We start from the raw sequence: 17,598 nt of genomic DNA, 5'->3' as shown, positions 1-17,598 counted from the left end.
GGGGGGGCCGGGGAGGGGTCATCGTCCGTGCCGGGCGATGACCTCCTCGTACACCCCGTGCAGGTCCTCGACGACCGCGTCGATGGAGAACTTGTCGTGGATCAGGCGGTGGGCGGCCCCGGAGGCCTCGGCGTTGGCGGCCGGGTCCAGCAGTTCCAGGATCGCCTGGCCGACCAGCGGCCCGTTGTCGGCGTCGGGGCGGCTGTCCACGACCCGTCCGGCGCCCGCCGCCGCCACGTCCGGCGACAGCCCGCCGGTCTCGGTGACGACCACGGGGAGCCCCACCGACATGGCCTCCAGGATGGAGACGGCGAAGGGCTCCACCACGGACGGCAGGACGTAGACGTCGGAGCGGCGCAGCTGCTCCAGCACCTCGGTGTGGCCGAGCGGGCCCACGTACTCCACCGAGTCCGCCACCCCCAGCCGGGCCGCCAGGGCCAGCATCTCGTCGGCGAGCGGGCCGGTGTCCGGCCCGGCGAGCACGAAGCGCGCCTCGGGGTACTTGGCGAGGACCACGGGCATGGCGGAGATGAAGTCCTCCGGCCGCTTGCGGGCCTGGACGCGGGCCAGATAGAGCACGGTCGGCGGCCGGTCCCCGGTGGTGGCGGGGCGGCGCTCCTGCGGCTGGACGCCGTTGACCAGCCGGTGGGTGTGGCGCAGCGGGTCGGGCGCGATGACCGCCGCCACGTCCTCCCGCTCCATCTCCGTCAGATGCAGGACGGCGTCGGCCTCGCGCAGCACCTTGCGCAGGCCCAGGACGTCGACGAGTTGGGCGACGCGCTTCTCGGTCGGGTCGATCATGCCGTGCGTCTGCAGGACCAGCGGGGTGCCGCAGCGCAGCGCGATCAGCGCGATGGGCAGCGTGATGAGATCCCGCATCAGATGGACGTGGACGACGTCGGCGCCCTTCACCATGCGGTGCGCGCGGGCGAGCAGGGCCGGTGAGGTGATGCCGCTGACCTCGAAGGCCGGCAGCACGTGCCGGGCCTGGTACAGCCAGGCGGGCACCCCCTCGACGGTGTCGGGCAGCGGGCCGTCGAAGCGGTCGCCGAGCGCGGTGATCCGGGCGTCCACGCCACGCCGCCGCAGCCCCCGTGAGAGGTTCAGCGCGACGCGGGTGGGACCGCCGAAGTCATTGGTCGGTGTGTGCAGCGTGACCGCGTGCAGGACCTTCACGAAGTGTTCCTCCCCCCGATGCCCCCCGGCATCGTGCCGTCAGCGTATCGGCGGCGCACGGCCGCCCGCAGGCTTATCGAACGAAGTGGCGGACGGTGTACGGGGACGCTTCTAGACTGCAGGCCGGGGGGCGGCCGCCGTGCCGTCCCGGGGCCGAACTCGCGTACGTCTGGGGGGACATGGCAGTCGACCTGCCGGCGGGACCGGCCGGAGCGGCGGAACGGGCCGGACCGGGGGAAGCCGGACCGGGGGACGGCCCGGGCGACGGGCCGGGCAAGGGACCGGGAAACGTCCCGCCCGCGCCCGGCGGCCCGGGTGCGTCCGGCGGCGGCCCGGGTGCGCCCGGGGGGCCGCCCGCGCCCGGCCCGTCCGTGCCCGGACCGCCCGCGCCCGCACCGCCGTCCGCCACCGCCACCGCCGCCGGCTCCGCGCCGCGCGCCGTGCTCTCCCGGGCGCTGTCCGTCCCGCTGATCCTCGGACTGGTCTTCGGGCTGCCCGCCGTGGTGTCCGCCCAGTACGGCGACGGGGTGCGGGACGAGGCGTACTGGCTGCAGCTGGCGCTCACCTGCTACGCCGGTGCCCGGCTCTCCGCGATGGTGCTGACGGCCCGGCGCCGGCTGATCCAGGGCGCCTTCTGGCTGTTCTGCTACATCGCCATGGGTGTGGCCCCGCTCGCGCAGGCCGTGCTCGGCCGTACGCCCACTCCGGTGGTCGGTCCCCGCTCGGACACGGTGCTCGCCATCGCGCTGGTGCTGCTGGGCTGCGTCGCGTTCGACGTGGGCGTGCTGCTGGCCCGGCACCGCCCGGCGCTGCGCATCCGCTGGTCGCCGCCCGCGGCCTCGGTGGGCCGGCGGCGGCTCTACCTGCTGATCCTGCTCGCCTACGCGGGCAGCGGGCTGTTCATCGTCCAGCTCGGCGGCCCCGCCGTCTTCTTCGAGAGCCGCCAGGAGATCAGCGAGTCCATCGGGGCCAGCGGGGCGGGCGGCGGTGACGGCAATGTGGGCTCGGCCTTCCTGCGCGGCTTCGGCACCGTACCGGCGCTGCTGGCGCTGCTCTTCCTGCTGCGCTGGCTGGTCACCTCCAAGGTGCCGCGGCGCAGCCCGGTGATCCTGCTGCTCCTGGCCGGGCTGGTGGTCGTCAACGCCGTCGTCAACAACCCCGTCTCCAACCCGCGGTACTGGTTTCTCACCGTCGCCTTCGCGATCCTCTTCACGGCCTTCCCGAAGAGCCCGGTGATGTACCGGACCTCGCTGGCACTCGGGGTGATCGCTGCGCTGCTGCTCTTCCCCTTCATGGACCGCTTCCGGTACGACGAGGAGGGCCGCAAGGCCGTGGAGTCCTCCTCCTTCGTGGAGCCCCTGACACTCAAGGACTACGACCAGATCGGCATGTTCGCCAACACGATCACCTTCGTCGAGTCCGGTGCCGGCCACTCCTACGGGCGGCAACTGGCCGGAACGACGTTCTTCTTCGTGCCCCGCTCGCTCTGGGACGGCAAGCCCCTGGATTCGGGGGTGCGGGTCGGTCAGTGGATGGGGATGACCAACACCAACCTCTCCTCGCCGCTCTGGGCGGAGCTGTGGCTCGACTTCGGCTCCGGTGGCATGGTGGCCGGCTTCCTGGGGCTGGGCTATCTCTGCGCCCGCGGCGACCGGCGGTACGCCCTGCGCACGGTGGACGACGAACGGCCGGGCAACATCACCGCGGCCGTGATCCCGCTGATCGCCGGCTACTCCTTCATCCTGCTCCGGGGGCCGCTGCTGCAGGCCGCCGGGCGCATCGGGATCGCGCTGTTCTGCCTGGCCCTGGTGACGACGTTCCGCTCGGACGTCCGGAAGCTTCTGCGGTAGGGCCGGGCCGGGCCGCGCCGCACCCGGGCGCGCACCCGCCGCCGGAGCACCTAGCGTCCACCGCCCCCGGACGCCCCCGCCCCCGCCCCGGCCCGGTCCCCGGGGGCGGCGGCCGCGCCGGTGTCCCGTGCCGCGCCGCGTCCGAGGAGGACCGCGCGGGTCCAGGCCGCGGCGGCCTTGAGGGCGGAGCCGAGGCAGAGGCCCCAGGCCGCGCCGAGGACACCGCCGAGGACGTAGCCGCCGATGAGGAGGGCCACCGAGAGCAGGGAGAAGACCACCTGGATCGGCAGGGTGGCCCGGGGGCTGAGCACGCGCAGGGTCAGCAGCGCGCAGGTGCCCAGGGCGATGGCCGTGTACTGGGCCCCGGTGGCGGGGAGCAGCGCGGAGGCGGAGTCCCAGGTGGCGCCGAGGAGTTCGCGCCCCGCCCGGCCGGGCAGCAGGGTGAGGACGCCGGCCCACAGCGCCGCCGTGCCGGCGAGGACGAGGGCGAGAACGGCCGTGGCGCGGATGCGGCGCCCGGTGCCGGAGACCCGGTTCAGAAGCGGCGGGCCGAAGGAGGTCGCCGCGTTGAAGAGGACGTTCATCGGGCCGAAGAGGGCCACGGCGCCGCGGAGCGCGCCGACGGCGAGCTGGTTGGCGAAGAGGCCCAGCCCGACGATCGCGAGCTGGCTCGACGCGTTGCCGACGGCGAACTCCAGCACGAAGCGCCGCCCCAGATGGCCGCGGCGCAGGAAGCGGCGCGGATCGCCCGGGACACCGCGCAGCCGGGGCCACAGCAGCGCCGTGCCGAGCAGGAGGGCGGGGAGGGCGGACAGGCCCCAGACGGCGATGAGCCGGCTCGGCCCGCTGCCCTGCGGCTGGAGGGCGAGGGCGGGGACGACGGCCGCGAGCCGCAACAGGTCGGCGGCGAGGGCAAGATGGGGCAGCCGGAGGGTGGAGCAGCAGTAGCGGACGGCGTCCTGGGTGAGGACGACCGGCAGGACGAGGCCGAGGACGGCGAGCCCGCGCGCCGTCTCCCCGGGCACGAGGACGAGCACGGCGGCCATGACGGCACCGGTCGCGGCGGAGACGCCGGCGGTGAAGACGAGCGCGGAGCGGCAGGCGGAGCGGACGGCGGACGGCTCCCCGCGCTCCAGCACCAGGGCCTGTCCGACGTAGGAGACGCAGAGGCCGAGCAGGACGGTGAAGACGGTGTAGACGATGGAGAAGACGGAGAAGCCGGCGGCGGTGGAGAGCCGGGCGGCGACGATCAGCACCGCGATGTTGGTGAGCGCGGAGACGCCCTGGTCGGCGACGGAGCAGAGCACGGCGGCCCGCGTCCGCAGCCCTCCGGCTCCGGGCTCCCCGGCTCCGGGCTCCCCGGCTCCGGGTTCCTCGGCTCCGGGTTCCTCGGCTCCGGGTTCCTCGGCTCCGGGCTCCCCGGCTCCGGGCTCCCCGGCTCCGGGTTCCTCGGCTGCGGCACCTCCGGACCCGCTTCCTCCGGCCCCGGAGGCTCCGGCCCCGCGCTCCCCGGCTCCCGTGCCGCCGGGTCCGGCGGGCTCCGTGGACTCGGCGGGTCCGGCGGACCGGGCCCCGGGGTCCGGGCCCGGAGCGCCGCCGGTAGGGCCGTGCGTCACCGGCGGGCCGGGCGGGCCGGGTCCCCGCTGCGGTCGCCCTCCTCACCCGGGCGGGCGGCCCCTTCCCCGGCGGTGGGCCAGGAGACCCGCTGCTGGTCCGCGCCGCCCCCCGTCGCGGTCCCGTGCTCGGCACCGGATCCCGGCGCGGGCTCCGTCGCGGTGTCGCGGCCGGTGCCTGTGCCGCCGGCCCCCGCGGCCGGGCGGGGAGGCTCCGCGCCGCGTCCGCGGCGGCGGAGGCGGAGTTCGGGGACGCGGCGGCGGCGGGCGGAGTCCTCGGAGTGCAGCAGCGCTCCGAGGACCGTGCCGCCCGCGCCGCTGACGAGTTCGCGGACCCGGGCGAGGTCGTCGCGCCGCACCTCGCGCGGGTCGCAGACCACGAGCACTCCGTCGACGCGGTCGGCGAGCGCTATCGCGTCGGCGTACGAGAGCACGGCGGGCGCGAGGACGACGACCACGGTCCCGGGGGATTCCGCCTCGGCGAACAGCCGGGTGGCGGGCCCGGAGGTGAGCGCGCGGGCGACGTTGCGCACCTTGCTGCCGGGCACCAGGTCGAAGGCGCCGGACTCCCCCGCGTCGATGGGTATCTGCAGGCCGGTCGGCCAGCCGTTGTCGCCGCGGGCGGGGGTGCGGGCCCAGCCGGGCCGTACGCCCTCGGCGGAGCGCAGCTTGTGGGCGAGGCCCGGGGTGCGCAGGTCGGCCTCGACGAGGAGGACGTCCCGGCCCATCTCCACGAAGCAGGCGGTGAGGTTGACGGAGGCCTCGGCGGCGGTGTCGATGGGACCGCGCGGGGCGACGACGAGCAGCCGCCGCCGTTCGGCGAAGCCCTGGTCGTAGGCGAGGCGGAAGGCGATCGAACGGTACTCCTCGGCGACCCGGCCCTGGGCCAGCAGCCGCCGCGGCTGCTTCCGCCGCGGGCGGGGGAGCGTGCCGAGCACGGGTGCGCGCAGGGCGCGGACCACGTCGCTCTGGGAGCGGGCGGTGGGGTCGAAGACCAGCCGCACCCAGGCGGCGACCAGGCCGATGCCGATGCCGACGGCGCCGCCGAGGCCGAGCAGCAGCGGCAGCCCGGGGCCGGAGGCCGCGGCCGGCGGGGTGGCGGTGCGGACCACGAATCCGGGGGTGGTGTCCACCGCCTTGAGCTTGGTGATGCTGCTGTTGAGCTCGGAGATCCGGCCGATGACGCCGGACTGCACGGAGAGCGTCGTGTCCAGGGCCCGGCCCTCGCCGAGTCCGTCGATCTGCTCGGCGAGCTTGTCGCGCTGCTTCTTCAGCGGTTCGAGCTGCTCCTCGTAGCCCTGGATCATGTTGTCGATCACGGACTGGGTCTGGTCGCGCCGGTTGTCGAGATAGGCCTGGGTGAGCGCGTTGGCGGCCGTCGCGGCGGTCCGCGGGGAGCCGTCGGTGTAGGAGAAGCGCAGGACCAGGGTGTTGGGCGGATTGGTGACCTGGAGGCCGTCCTGCAGCCGTTCGACGCGGTCCGGGTCGCCCAGCTCCTTCGCGGCACGGGCGGCGACGGCGTTGCTGAGCGCCGTCTGCCGCTCGGAGCCCATGCTGACCTCCTTCTCGGGGTTGCCGCCGCCGGGCGAGAACGGGTCGAAGGTGGCCGAGCGCACGGTCACCTCGCTGGTGGCCGTGTAGGCGGCGCCGCCGGCGAGGGCGGTCCAGGCCCCGCCGAGCAGGCCGAGGACGACGCCGGCCACGATCAGCACGCGGTAGCGCAGCAGCTGGCGGAACTGGTCGCGCAGCAGGTCCGGTTCGTCGGGCCCCTGCTGGGCGCCGTGCTGTACCACCGTCATCAGCGGGGTCCCCTCGGGCTCGGGTGTGTCTCCAGTGCCTCGTCGAGGAGCCCGGTGATCCGGGCCAGCCCGGCCTCGCGGCTGAGGTGGGCGTCGACGTAGGCGGGGCCGCGGGCGCCGAGCGCGTCGGCCGCGGCGGGGTCGGCGGCCAGTTTCCGGACCGCGTCCAGCAGCGCGTCCGGGTCCTCCGGGAGGACGAGCACGCCCGCCCCGGAGCGCCGCACCTCCCCGGCGGTGCCCCCCTCCTCCGCGACGGAGGCGACCACGGGCCGGCCGGCGGCGAAGTAGGAGGTGAGTTTGGACGGGATGCTCATGTCCAGGACGGAGGCGCGCTGGGTGACGGCCAGGACATCGGCCGCGGCGAGGACGTCGGGGAACTCGGCCTCCCCGGCGGGCGGGAGGAAGCGCAGGTTCGGCAGCCCCCGGCCGAGGTCCTGGAGCCGTTCGCGCTGGTTGCCGTCCCCCATGAGGACGATGTCGACGCCCGGTTCGGCGCGGGCGGCGCCGACGAGCACTTCCAGCCCCTGCTTGAGGCCCATGTTGCCGGAGTGCAGCACGACGGGGCGGTCCGCGTCCCAGCCGAGCCGGGCGCGGGTCTCGGCCCGGGGCCGCGAAGGGCGGGCGACGTGCGACCAGTTGGGCACCAGCCGGATGCGCCCCGGGTCCACGCCCATGGCGGCCACCTTGTCGGTGAACGTCTCGTGGATGACGCCGACCAGGGTCGCCCGGCGCAGCACCCGGCGCTCGACCGCGGCGGCCGCGGCGGCGGCGCGGTCACCGCCGCGGATGCCGCTCTGCGCCGCGGCGGCGCCCATCAGGTCCTGGACGACGGGGACGTACGGGACGCCGTGCCGGCCGGCGATCCGGGCGCCGAGGACACCGCCGGCGAGGCTCGGCAGCTGGGCGACCACGGCGTCGGGCCGGCCCATCCGGGGCGGTGCGAGCAGTCCCCCGGCGAGTATGGACGCCTCGTACAGGGCCCGGCGCACGGCGGTCTGCCGGGGCGGCACGGTGTGCCGGCGGCGGTGGACCCGCACGCCGGCGCGGGTCTCCTCGCGGCGCCAGACGCCGCGGTACGCCGGATCGGCCCGCCAGGCGGGGTAGTGCGGGATGCCCGCGAGGACATGGGTCTCGATCCGCCCGCCGGCGGCCCAGTGTTCGGCGATCTGCGTGGCGTACGGCCCTATTCCGGCCTGCTCTGGCGCGTAGTTGGTGGAGACGAGCAGAACCCGCCCCGCCGCGGCCGTACCGGTCTCCGGCATGGCGCGCTCCTCCCCCCGGAGTCGAATGGCAGCAACCCTAGCTGTTCATTACTGCAACGTGGCTTTCTTCTCTGTTAGTTGGCCTTTCGCAATCCGACCGTGCACGACCCCCGCATCCGGCTATCGTCGACAGCGGCGCGCTGGGGAGCGCGCCGTGAAGGGGGGTACCACCGCATGACGCACACCGTCGGTTATGCACCGGGTGTCTACGATCTGTTCCACGTGGGTCACCTCAACATCCTGAGACACGCACGGGCCCGATGTGACTATCTCATCGCAGGAGTGGTCTCGGACGAGATGGCGGAACTGGCCAAAGGCCGGACGCCCGTGGTCCCGCTGGTGGAGCGGCTGGAGATCATCCGCTCCATCCGCTTCGTCGACGCGGCGTTCGTCGAGACCGTGCCGGACAAGCTGGAGACCTGGCAGCAGGTCCGCTTCGACAAGATCTTCAAGGGCGACGACTGGCGCGGCACGCCCAAGGGCGACCAGCTGGAACGGGACTTCGCGACCGTGGGCGTGGAGGTCGTCTACTTCCCGTACACCGTCCACACCTCCAGCACCCAGCTGCGGCGCGCCCTCGACACCCTGGCGCAGCCCGTCACACCGGGCGTATCGCGCTCAGCTCCCGGAACCACTTCGCCATGAAGGCCACCAGGAAGAGCGCGTGCACGACGAACAGGGCCGTATAGGCGGCCAGGAAGACCGGCTCGCTGCCGAGCAACAGGAACACCGCGCAGAAGACGCCGTAGTCCACCGGCAGCAGCGCCACCGCCCGCAGCCGTGAGGGGGCCGGAGCCGGAGCACCGGCCGGCGCCGCGCCCCGCGGCTTGAGCTTGTCGGCCAGCAGCCCGCCCGTGAAGATCAGCAGGGCGGCGGACTGGAAGCCCAGCGGCACCAGCAGCCAGCCCGGCCCGGGCAGGTCGAAGAACCGGTGGAAGGAGATCAGCACGGCGGCGTGCAGCGCGGCGATCTTCGCCGCGTCCACCACATGGTCGAGCCACTCCCCCGCCGGACTGCTCTCCTTGCGCAGCCGGGCCAGCTGGCCGTCCGCCGAGTCGAGCGCGAACCCCACCACCAGAGCCGCCCAGACGGCCGCGGCCAGCCCCCAGGAGGGCCGGACGAGCGCGAGCGCCGCCACCCCCGCGAAGCTGAACGCCGCGCTGATCAACGTGACCTGATTCGGGGTCAGCCCGGCCCGGTACGCCGCCGCGGCGAGGATCCGCCCGGCGGGTCGGTTGACGTAACGGGAGTAGAGCGACACCCCCTTCGCCGTCTTCTGCGCCCCGCGCAGCTCACGCAGCGCCGCCGCGTACCCCGACTCCGCAGTCCCGGCCATCATCCCCCCAGACGAGAGCACACCCCGGTGGGCGGTCACCCACGCACCGTGCATGATGGCACGCGCCGCGGACAACCGTCCGCCGCCCGCGGACGGGCGCCGCCCCGCCGCGCCCCCGCCGCGGGTGCCCGGGCTCCGCCGCGCTCTCGCGGGACGTCCGGCGGAGGTTGAACCTCCCACCGCCGTGGTGCGTTCCACCAGTTACCGGTGCACCCGCGGACCGCGACCCGCGGGGGCGGTGGAACGTGATCCCCGCCCGGCGCCGGCCCCCCGCCCGGTAGGGTTGCGCCGAATCGAGCAGTCCGAAGGAGCATCGAGCCCCATGAGACGCAGGTTGCCGCAGGTGACGGCGGTCCTGTCGGCCACAGCACTGCTGACGCTGACGGGTTGCGTGACGGTGCACGGCGAACGCGCGGTGGTACCGGCCGTGACGAAGGCCGAGGCCGCCAAGGCGCTCCAGCGGTTCACCGACGGCTACAACCGGGCCAACCGCGAGCTCGACCCGGCCCTCGGCGCCCGGGTGGAGACCGGCGCCCTCCAGACCATGGGAGAGGCCGACCTCAAGGCCCGCCGGGTGAAGAACCCGGACGGCCTGCCCGACTACCCGCCGCTCAAGCTGACGGACGCGCGCTTCGCCATCCCCCGGCAGGCCGGCTGGCCGAAGTTCTTCGTCGCCGACACCGACAGCAACCGCGACGACAACCGCTGGCTCCTCGTCTTCACCCGGAGCGCTCTCGACGACCCGTGGAAGGCCGCGTATCTGTCGATCCTCAGCCGGGACGAGGTGCCGGAGTTCGCGGTCGACGAGGACGGCTACGCCGAGCCGGTGACCGGCGGCCGCGGCTCCGCCCTGGTCACGGACCCGGCGAAGATCAGCAAGACGTACACCGACTATCTCGGCTCGGGCAAGGGGGAGCTCTTCGGCGACGGCTACGCCACCTCCGCCCAGCTGGCGTACCGCAAGCGGGAGAGCAAGACCCCCAAGTACTGGACCCAGTTCGCCGACCAGCCGGCCCGGCCGCCGCAGTACCGCACCGTGGCCCTCCGCACGGAGGACGGCGGTGCGCTCGCCTTCTTCGCCGCGCACCACACGCAGAAGCAGACGATGGCCGAGGGCTTCACCATCAACAAGATCAACGATCAGAAGGCCAACGCCCTGCTGACCGGGAAGGCCGAGAAGAGCCTCACCCTGGTGCGGATATCGCAGTCGGCGGTGAGCATTCCGCCGAAGGAGGACGGCGGCAAGGTCGTCTTCCTCAACCGGCTGGAGGGCCTGACCGCGGCGCGCGGCGGCTGACCTCCGCGCGCCGGCACCCGCCCCACGGGCCGGTGCCGGTGCCCGCGGCTGTGCCGGTCAGCGGCCCATCGGCCAGGCCGGGGCCTCCTGGCCCGCGCCCGCCCCGTCCGCGTACTGGGCGCAGGCGTCCGTCAGCGCCTCCAGCAGCGTCAGCGGATCGGGCAGCGGCCGCTCCGGCCCCCGCAGCCAGCGCACCGAACCCCCGGCGGGCAGCGCGGCGGGCGGTACGAGCACATAGCTGCCCCGGCAGTGCCAGCGCAGTCCGGGATGCTCGTCCATGGTCTCGGGGTGGCAGTCCAGCTCGCAGGGCCACCACTCGTCCTCGTCCTCGGGCTTGCCGCGGGTGGCCGTGAAGAAGAGCACCCGGCCGAGCGGGCCGCCGTCGCCGCTCTCCGCGACCGGTCCGACCTCCACCCCCTCGGCCTCCAGCCGCTCCAGGGCCTGGAGCCCGGCCTCGGCGGGGACGTCCAGCACGTCGTGGTCGATGCCGGTGGCCGTGATGAAGTTGGCCTGCGGACGGTCGTGCAGCAGCTTGCGGATCTTCTCGGCATCGGTGGTCGCCTGGGTCTGCCAGGCGAAGGAGACGGGGTGCCGGCCGGGTGTGGGGCAGCCGATCCGGTCGCAGGAGCAGCCGTACCCCTCCGGGTGGGCGGCCTCCGCCAGGGGAAAGCCCGCGGCCACGGCCGCCAGCAGCAGGTTCTCACGGTCCGCGGCCGCCGCCTCGGCGGCCGTACGGCCCCGCGCCCCACCTCGCGGGCGGCGGCGCAGCCATTGGGAGAACCCTTTTTCGCGTTCCATCGATCCCCTCACTTCGACCGTTGCCCGGTCAATGCTGCCACCTTCCGGGGCGCGAGGTGGCCGGTGTTCACATCCGGGGTACCCGCCGTTCCCCGCCTTGTGGCCTGCCATGAGCACTGATGTCCGGATATTCCGTTCCGCCGCTGTCTCCATGCTCACAGGCCGGCGGCCGGGTCCGCCCCGCCCCCGCCCCGTCTCCCCCCGCCACGGCTGCCCCATCCGCCCCCCGGCGATGGCGCGGGGCGGCCGTTCCGTCAGCGCGCGGGGGGAGCGAGCGAGCGCAGCACCATCGCGACGACGGTGTCCGCGAAGGCGTGGGTCAGCGGACGGGTCCGCAGCATCCAGCGGTGGTGCAGCGGCCCGACGAGCAGTTCCAGCGCCACCCGCAGATCCGTGCCCTCCGCGATGTCGCCGGCCCGCTGGGCGCTGCGCAGCCGCTCCTCGTAGGCGGCGAGCTGCGGTTCGAGCACCTTGGCCGTCAACTCGGCCGCCAGCACCGGGTCGTTCTGGCTCTCGGCGGCGAGCGCCCGGCTCGGCAGGTCGTAGCGGGGGTCGTTGAGCTCGTCGACCGTGGCCCGCATGACCTGCTTGAGGTCGGCCTCCAGATCACCCGTGTCGGGGAGGGCGATCCCGCCCGCGTCCTCACCGAGGGCGAGGAAGGAGTCGAACAGTACCGCCGCCTTGGACGGCCACCAGCGGTAGATCGTCTGCTTGCCGACGCCCGCACGGGCCGCGATGGCCTCGATGGTGAGTTTGCCGAATCCGGTCTCGGCGACCAGTTCGAGAGCGGCGTCGAGAATGGCGCGGCGGGAGCGTTCGCTGCGGCGGGAGGTCTGCGGGCTGCGAGGTTCGGCCATGGCGAGAATCTAGCAGTCGGGCGAGGCGGCATATTTCACCCCGAACCGCCTCGGGCGGCCGGCCCCGTCAGTCCGCCCCGGGAGCGGCGGGCGGCGGGGGCCAGGTGTCACCCCAGGCGGTGTCGCGCGCCCGGCGGTAGCCGGCGCCGTGCCGCTTGGTGACCGTCTCCCGGCGGAGGGTCCCCTCCGGTGTGCACAGGTCCAGCAGCACCTGCCCCTTGCGGATCTGCGGGTGGCGCACGACGCGCGGGACGGCCGGACCGGCGGGCGCCTGCCCATCCGTCTCCGCGCCCGTCTCCGCGTTCGGCGCCGGGGCCGGGAGGCGGGTGGCCGCCACATAGGCGAACTTCTCGTCCTCGTACGGCAGGGAGCCGCCCTTGACGCGGCGGTGCAGCGCGGACCGGCCGACCCGGGCCGCGAAGTGGCACCAGTCCCGGCCCGGCTCCATCGGGCAGGCCGCGCTGTGCGGGCAGGGCGCGGCGATCCGCAGCCCGGCCGCGATGAGCCGCTCCCGGGCCTCGCGCAGCCGGAGATAGCCCTCCGGGGTGCCCGGTTCGACGAGGACCACGGTCCGCGCCGCGCGGGCCGCCTCGCCGACCACCGCGGCGCGGTCCGCGCCGGTCAGCTCCCCCAGTACGTACGAGACCGTGACCAGGCCGGTCTCCGGCAGCCGCAGCCCGTCACCGATGACCGCACGCCGCCACTCCACCGCGCGCAGCCCGGCGGGGCCGGCGGACCCGGCCAGTTCGCGGCCGAGGGCCAGGGCGGGCTCCGCCCAGTCGAGCACGGTGGTGCGGCGGTTCCCGCCGGGCCAGTTGGCCTCGGCCGCCCAGACCGCGGCACCGGTGCCGCCGCCGATGTCGGTGTGGCTCTCCGGTTCCCAGCCGGGGACGCTCGCGCGGAAGGCGGCGAGCGCGGAGTTCACGGCCTCGAAGGTCGCGGGCATCCGGTACGCGGCGTACGCGGTGACGTCCGACCGGTCGCGGAGCACCGGGGCGTCGGTGGGGGTGCGTCCGCGGTAGGTGGCGATCAGCCGTTCGACGGCCCGCGCGGCCTGCCGGGGCGGCAGCCCGTCGAGCAGGTGCGCGAGCCCGGCCCGCAGACCGTCGCCGACGGAGGCGGCCTCGGCCGGGTGGGAGGGGGAGGCGTACATCCGGCCGATTTTAGGCGGTCGGACGGACCACCGGGACCACGGCGGCCGGGCTCTCCCGGACTCCCTCGGCGAGGCGGCGCAACCTCCGCGGGGCCGCCCCCGCCCGGTCCGGGCTGCCGGGCCTGCCGGGCCGCGGTCCGAGGTGGCTCAGCTCTCCGCTCCCTCGCGGCGCTCCGTGTCCTCCCGGCGCTCGGTACCGTCCCGGCGCTCCGTGTCCTCCCGGCGCTCCGGCTCGGCCACGGCCTCCGTCGGCGGCGGAGTCTCCCGGCGCCGCCACGGGCGGCACAGCAGCAGGAAGGACAGGACGGCCGCCAGCGCGCAGACCAGCTGCACCACCGCCATCGGCACGGCCGTGTCCTCGCCGGCGATGCCGACCAGCGGCGAGGCCACGGCCCCGGCGAGGAAGGTGCTGGTGCCCAGCAGCGCGGAGGCGGAACCGGCGGCGTGCCGGGTGCGCATCAGCGCCTGGGCGTTGGTGTTGGGCATCGCCAGACCCATGGCGGACATCAGCACGAAGAGGGCGGACGCCACCGGCACCAGCCCCACCGCCCCGAACACCCCGCTCGTCATGAGCAGCAGGGCGGTCGCGGCCGCCGTGATCACGGCGAGGCCGAAGGCGAGCACCTTGTCCAGGCTGACGCGTCCGACGAGGATCTTGCCGTTGATCTGGCTGACGCCGATCAGGCCGACGGAATTGATCCCGAACAGCAGGCTGAACATCTGCGGGGAGGCGCCGTAGATCTCCTGGACCACGAAGGCGGAGGCGGCGACGTAGGCGAAGAGGGCGGCGAAGGCGAAGCTGCTGGTGAGCATGTAGCCGGTGAAGACCCGGTCGGCGAGGAGCCCGCGCATCGTGCGGAGGGTGCCGCCGAGGGCCGCGCCGCCGTGCCGCTGCTCCGGCGGCAGGGTCTCGCCCAGCCACCGCCAGGACGCGAAGGTGATCGCGGCCCCGATCAGGGTGAGGACGACGAACACCCCGCGCCAGTCGGTGATCCGCAGCACCTGCCCGCCGACCACGGGGGCGATGATCGGGGCGACCCCGGAGATCAGCATCAGGGTGGAGAAGAAGCGGGCCATCGCGTTGCCGTCGTACAGGTCGCGGACCACGGCGCGGGCGATCACGATGCCCGCCGAGCCGGCCAGCCCCTGCACCAGCCGCAGGGCGATGAGCACCCCGGAGCCGGGGGCCAGCGCACAGAGCGCGGTGGCGATCACATAGACCACCATGCCGGCGAGCAGCGGGCGGCGGCGCCCCCAGCGGTCGCTCATCGGCCCGATGACGAGCTGACCGAGCGCCAGGCCGGCGAGGCAGGCGGTGAGGGTCAGCTGGACCGTCGCCGCGGAGCTGCCGAGGGAGCGGCCGACCTCCGGCAGCGCCGGGAGGTACATGTCCATGGAGAGCGGCGGCACGGCGGTCATTCCGCCGAGGATCAGGGTGACCAGCAGGCTCGTCCGCCGCTGTCCGGCCGCCGCCGCGCCGCGGGCGCTCCCGGCGCCGCGGGCGGGACGGGACCGCTGCCGGGGGATCCGCCGGTCACCGGCCGGGCCGCTCTTCCGCATAAGCCTCTCCATCGCTGTTGAAATCGCTCCCATATCCTCTCAGCATCAGTGCGGCCGACATCAGGCGGGGATGGTCATGGATCAGATCAAGTGGGGCATTCTGGCAACGGGCGGGATCGCTTCCACCTTCACCGAGCAGGTACGGAGACTGCCGGACGCGGAGATCGCCGCCGTGGCCTCCCGCAGCGCGGGCCCGGCCGAGGCCTTCGCCGAGCGCTTCGGCATCCCGCGGGCGTACGGGAGCTGGGCCGAGCTCGCCGGGGACGCCGGGGTGGACGTGGTGTACGTGGCGACGCCGCACGCCGCACGCCGCGCACCGGGCGGCGGCCGGGCTCTGCCTGGAGGCGGGGCGCGCGGTGCTCTGCGAGAAGCCGTTCACGCTGAACGCGGCCGAGGCCGCGGAGCTGGTGGACCTGGCCCGCTCCCGCGGCCGCTTCCTGATGGAGGCCATGTGGACCTACTGCAATCCCGTGGTGCTGGAGATGCTGCGGCTGGTGCGGGACGGCGCCATCGGGGAGGTGCGGGCGGTCCACGCCGACTTCGGCATCACCGGCCCGTTCGACGCCGGCCACCGGATGCGCGACCCGGCGCAGGGCGGCGGCGCGCTCCTCGACCTCGGCGTCTACCCGGTGGCGTTCGCGCAGCTCCTGCTGGGCGAACCTGACGACGTCCAGGCGCGGGCCCAGCTCACCCCGGAGGGCGTGGACGCCAACACCGGCATCCTGCTGGGCTGGGACTCGGGCGCGGTGGGGATGCTGAGCTGCTCGATCACCGCGGACACCCCGATGACGGCCGCCGTGACGGGAACGGCCGGCCGGATCGAGTTCCCGCGCGGCTTCTTCGACCCGCGACTGTGCGTGCTGCACCGGCCCGGCCGCGAGCCGGAGGAGATCACCGTGCGGAGCGAACACAGCGGGATGCAGCACGAGGCGGCCGAGGTCATGCGCTGTCTGCGGGCGGGCGAGAAGGAGTCGCCGCTGGTGCCGCTGGACGGGACCCTGGCCGTGATGCGCACGCTGGACGCGGTGCGCGGGCGGATCGGCGTCCGCTACCCCGGCGAGGAGTGAACGGGGCCGGGTCGGCAGGGGGTTGACGGGTCCCGGCCGCCGGGCCCCCGCCGCCGGGACCCGCGGCGGCCCCGTCCCGCCCGGGAGCCGGCGGGACGGGGCCGCGGCCGGGACCGTCAGACCTCCCGGAGGCCCGGCGCGCCGGACTCGGTGACGAAGGACGCCGCCGTGGCGATCGGCGCCCCCGGGGTCGTCACCGCGGGGAGAGTGCGGAAGTCCGCGCGGGCCTTCTCCTCGTCCAGCGTGACGGTGACGTAGCCGCGCCGCCCGTTGTAGAAGCGCATGTGCGGGTTGGCGTCCATGTAGCGCCGGTAGTTGGCCGGCTGGTCCGCGCCGTCGCCGCCGCTGCTGAGGGAGGTGGCGACGAACTCGGTGCCGACCGTGCGGGACTCGGGGCGGTCGAAGTCCCGTTTGATGTCGAACGCGTAGCCGACGTGCACGTCACCGGTGAGGACGACGAGGTTCTCCACCCCGGCCGACTCCGCCCCGGCCAGCACCCGTTCGCGGGAGGCGGGGTAGCCGTCCCAGGCGTCCATGCTGACCGTGTAGTCGTCGGTGGAGTTGCTGCGCCGCCGGGAGAAGGTGACCTGCTGCGGCACGACGTTCCAGCGGGCCCGCGAGGCGCGCCAGCCGCTCAGCAGCCAGCGCTCCTGGGCGGAGCCGGTGAGGGTGCGCGAGGGGTCCTCGGACTCGGGGCCGGGGGCCTTCCAGCCGTCTCCGTAGGCCTGGTCGGAGCGGTACTGGCGGGTGTCGAGGATGTCGAACTGGGCCAGCTTGCCGAACGTCAGCCGCCGGTAGAGCCGCATGTCGGCGCCGTTGGGGCGCTGGGGGGCGCGCAGCGGGAGGTTCTCCCAGTACGCGCGGTAGGCGGCGGCGCGGCGGATCAGGAACTCCTCCGGCGGCACGCCGTTCTCGGGGACGTCGTCGGCATAGTTGTTCTCGGTCTCGTGGTCGTCCCAGGTGACGACGAAGGGGTGGGCGGCGTGGGCGGCGATCAGGTCCGGGTCGGACTTGTAGAGGCCGTAGCGCATCCGGTAGTCGTCGAGGCTGACGGTCTCCCGGTTGAAGTGCGCGGGCAGGGTGCGGTCGGTGTAGGCGCGGGCGCCGCCCACGGCGTTCACGGCGTACTCGTAGAGGTAGTCGCCGAGGTGGAAGACGACGTCCAGCTCCTCGTCCGCGAGGTGCCCGAGGGCGGTGAAGTAGCCCTGGTGGTAGGCCTGGCAGGAGACGGCGGCGAGCCTGAGGTCCGTGATCCGGGCGCCCGCGGCGGGCGCGGTGCGGGTGCGGCCGGCCGGGCTGACGTGGTCCCCGGCGCGGAAGCGGTACCAGTACACCCGGTCCGGTTCGAGGCCGTCCGCCTCGATGTGCAGGGCGTGGTTGTACTCGGGGTGGGCCGTGGCCGTGCCGCGCCGGACGATCCGGGTGAACCGCTCGTCGCGCGCCACCTCCCAGGAGACCTCGACTCTGGCCTCCGGCATTCCGCCGTCGGGTGTGTACGGCTCGGGGGCGAGCCGCGTCCACAGCAGGGCGGAACCGGGCCGGGGATCGCCGGACGCGACTCCGAGGGTGAACGGATCGGCCGCGAGCGCCCGGCGGGCGTCCAGCTCCGCGGCCTGGGAGCTGCCCGGCAGGTTGGTGGCGAAGGCGAGTGCGGCGGCGGCTCCGGTCACGGTGAGAAAGCGGCGGCGGCCGAGGTGTGCGGCGGCGGCCCGGAGTTCCCGCTCGTGGAACGTGGACGTCATGTGGCCCTCCCCTGACGTGGGTTGGTGTCGGGAAGACAGTGGCGGCGGGGAACGGCGGACCGTTGTCGTGTGCACAACGCCCACATGG

Annotated in this window: 13 protein-coding genes and 1 pseudogene; 4 read left to right on the top strand and 10 right to left on the bottom strand. The window is 74.6% G+C overall.

Features of this window, described 5'->3' with window-relative positions:
• Positions 1-18: 18 nt before the first annotated feature.
• Positions 19-1,176 carry a glycosyltransferase gene (locus LIX60_RS23795; RefSeq protein WP_227960406.1) on the bottom strand — a complete coding sequence of 386 codons (1,158 nt, stop codon included), beginning with the start codon at positions 1,174-1,176 and terminating at the stop codon, positions 19-21.
• 371 nt (positions 1,177-1,547) lie between these two features.
• On the opposite strand from LIX60_RS23795, the gene LIX60_RS23790 reads away from it, so the two are divergent.
• A complete protein-coding gene (locus tag LIX60_RS23790; protein WP_227960404.1) occupies positions 1,548-3,026 on the top strand; it encodes an O-antigen polysaccharide polymerase Wzy family protein in 1,479 nt (492 codons plus the stop codon).
• Between the two features lie 50 nt (positions 3,027-3,076).
• Here the strand turns inward: LIX60_RS23790 and LIX60_RS23785 are convergent, their stop codons facing one another.
• The 3 genes from LIX60_RS23785 to LIX60_RS23775 all read right to left on the bottom strand — a co-directional run bounded on the left by LIX60_RS23785 (position 3,077) and on the right by LIX60_RS23775 (position 7,700).
• Positions 3,077-4,351, bottom strand: coding sequence for a hypothetical protein (locus tag LIX60_RS23785; protein ID WP_227962897.1), 1,275 nt, complete (start codon positions 4,349-4,351; stop codon positions 3,077-3,079).
• A 287-nt stretch (positions 4,352-4,638) separates the two neighbouring features.
• The gene (locus LIX60_RS23780; RefSeq protein WP_227960402.1) at positions 4,639-6,438 is read right to left on the bottom strand and encodes a lipopolysaccharide biosynthesis protein; all 1,800 of its coding nucleotides are present in this window, start codon (positions 6,436-6,438) and stop codon (positions 4,639-4,641) included.
• Positions 6,438-7,700, bottom strand: a complete 1,263-nt coding sequence (locus LIX60_RS23775) for a glycosyltransferase (protein ID WP_227960400.1) — start codon at positions 7,698-7,700, stop codon at positions 6,438-6,440. The genes LIX60_RS23780 and LIX60_RS23775 overlap by 1 nt, the downstream gene beginning before the upstream one ends.
• A 174-nt stretch (positions 7,701-7,874) precedes the next feature.
• Between LIX60_RS23775 and LIX60_RS23770 the strand changes: the two genes are divergently transcribed.
• Positions 7,875-8,345: an adenylyltransferase/cytidyltransferase family protein gene (locus LIX60_RS23770; RefSeq protein ID WP_043462058.1), complete on the top strand. Its 471-nt coding sequence runs from the start codon at positions 7,875-7,877 to the stop codon at positions 8,343-8,345.
• Here LIX60_RS23770 and LIX60_RS23765 read toward each other — a convergent pair.
• On the bottom strand, positions 8,299-9,039 hold the full coding sequence (locus tag LIX60_RS23765; protein ID WP_227960398.1) for a CDP-alcohol phosphatidyltransferase family protein: 741 nt from the start codon (positions 9,037-9,039) through the stop codon (positions 8,299-8,301). The genes LIX60_RS23770 and LIX60_RS23765 overlap by 47 nt on opposite strands.
• A gap of 319 nt (positions 9,040-9,358) precedes the next feature.
• Here LIX60_RS23765 and LIX60_RS23760 point away from each other — a divergent pair, with 319 nt between their 5' ends.
• Positions 9,359-10,333 carry a hypothetical protein gene (locus LIX60_RS23760; RefSeq protein ID WP_227960396.1) on the top strand — a complete coding sequence of 325 codons (975 nt, stop codon included), beginning with the start codon at positions 9,359-9,361 and terminating at the stop codon, positions 10,331-10,333.
• 57 nt (positions 10,334-10,390) lie between these two features.
• Here LIX60_RS23760 and LIX60_RS23755 read toward each other — a convergent pair whose 3' ends face one another.
• From LIX60_RS23755 to LIX60_RS23740, 4 genes are all read right to left on the bottom strand, one after another.
• Entirely contained in the window at positions 10,391-11,131 is a 741-nt protein-coding gene (locus LIX60_RS23755; RefSeq protein WP_125626314.1) for a bifunctional DNA primase/polymerase, read from the bottom strand.
• A gap of 254 nt (positions 11,132-11,385) precedes the next feature.
• Positions 11,386-11,988, bottom strand: a complete 603-nt coding sequence (locus LIX60_RS23750; protein WP_227960394.1) for a TetR/AcrR family transcriptional regulator — start codon at positions 11,986-11,988, stop codon at positions 11,386-11,388.
• Between the two features lie 67 nt (positions 11,989-12,055).
• The gene (locus LIX60_RS23745; protein ID WP_227960392.1) at positions 12,056-13,141 is read right to left on the bottom strand and encodes a small ribosomal subunit Rsm22 family protein; all 1,086 of its coding nucleotides are present in this window, start codon (positions 13,139-13,141) and stop codon (positions 12,056-12,058) included.
• 147 nt (positions 13,142-13,288) lie between these two features.
• Positions 13,289-14,701 carry a multidrug effflux MFS transporter gene (locus LIX60_RS23740; protein ID WP_227960389.1) on the bottom strand — a complete coding sequence of 471 codons (1,413 nt, stop codon included), beginning with the start codon at positions 14,699-14,701 and terminating at the stop codon, positions 13,289-13,291.
• 70 nt (positions 14,702-14,771) lie between these two features.
• Here LIX60_RS23740 and LIX60_RS23735 point away from each other — a divergent pair.
• Positions 14,772-15,768, top strand: a pseudogene (locus LIX60_RS23735) (Gfo/Idh/MocA family protein).
• A 116-nt stretch (positions 15,769-15,884) separates the two neighbouring features.
• Here the strand turns inward: LIX60_RS23735 and LIX60_RS23730 are convergent.
• A complete protein-coding gene (locus tag LIX60_RS23730) occupies positions 15,885-17,510 on the bottom strand; it encodes an alkaline phosphatase (RefSeq protein ID WP_227960387.1) in 1,626 nt (541 codons plus the stop codon).
• Positions 17,511-17,598: the final 88 nt, after the last annotated feature.

It is taken from the genome of Streptomyces sp. S07_1.15 (genome assembly GCF_020739505.1).
Classification (GTDB): Bacteria; Actinomycetota; Actinomycetes; order Streptomycetales; family Streptomycetaceae; genus Streptomyces; species Streptomyces xinghaiensis.
This window is presented reverse-complemented; position numbering and strand designations above follow the sequence as displayed.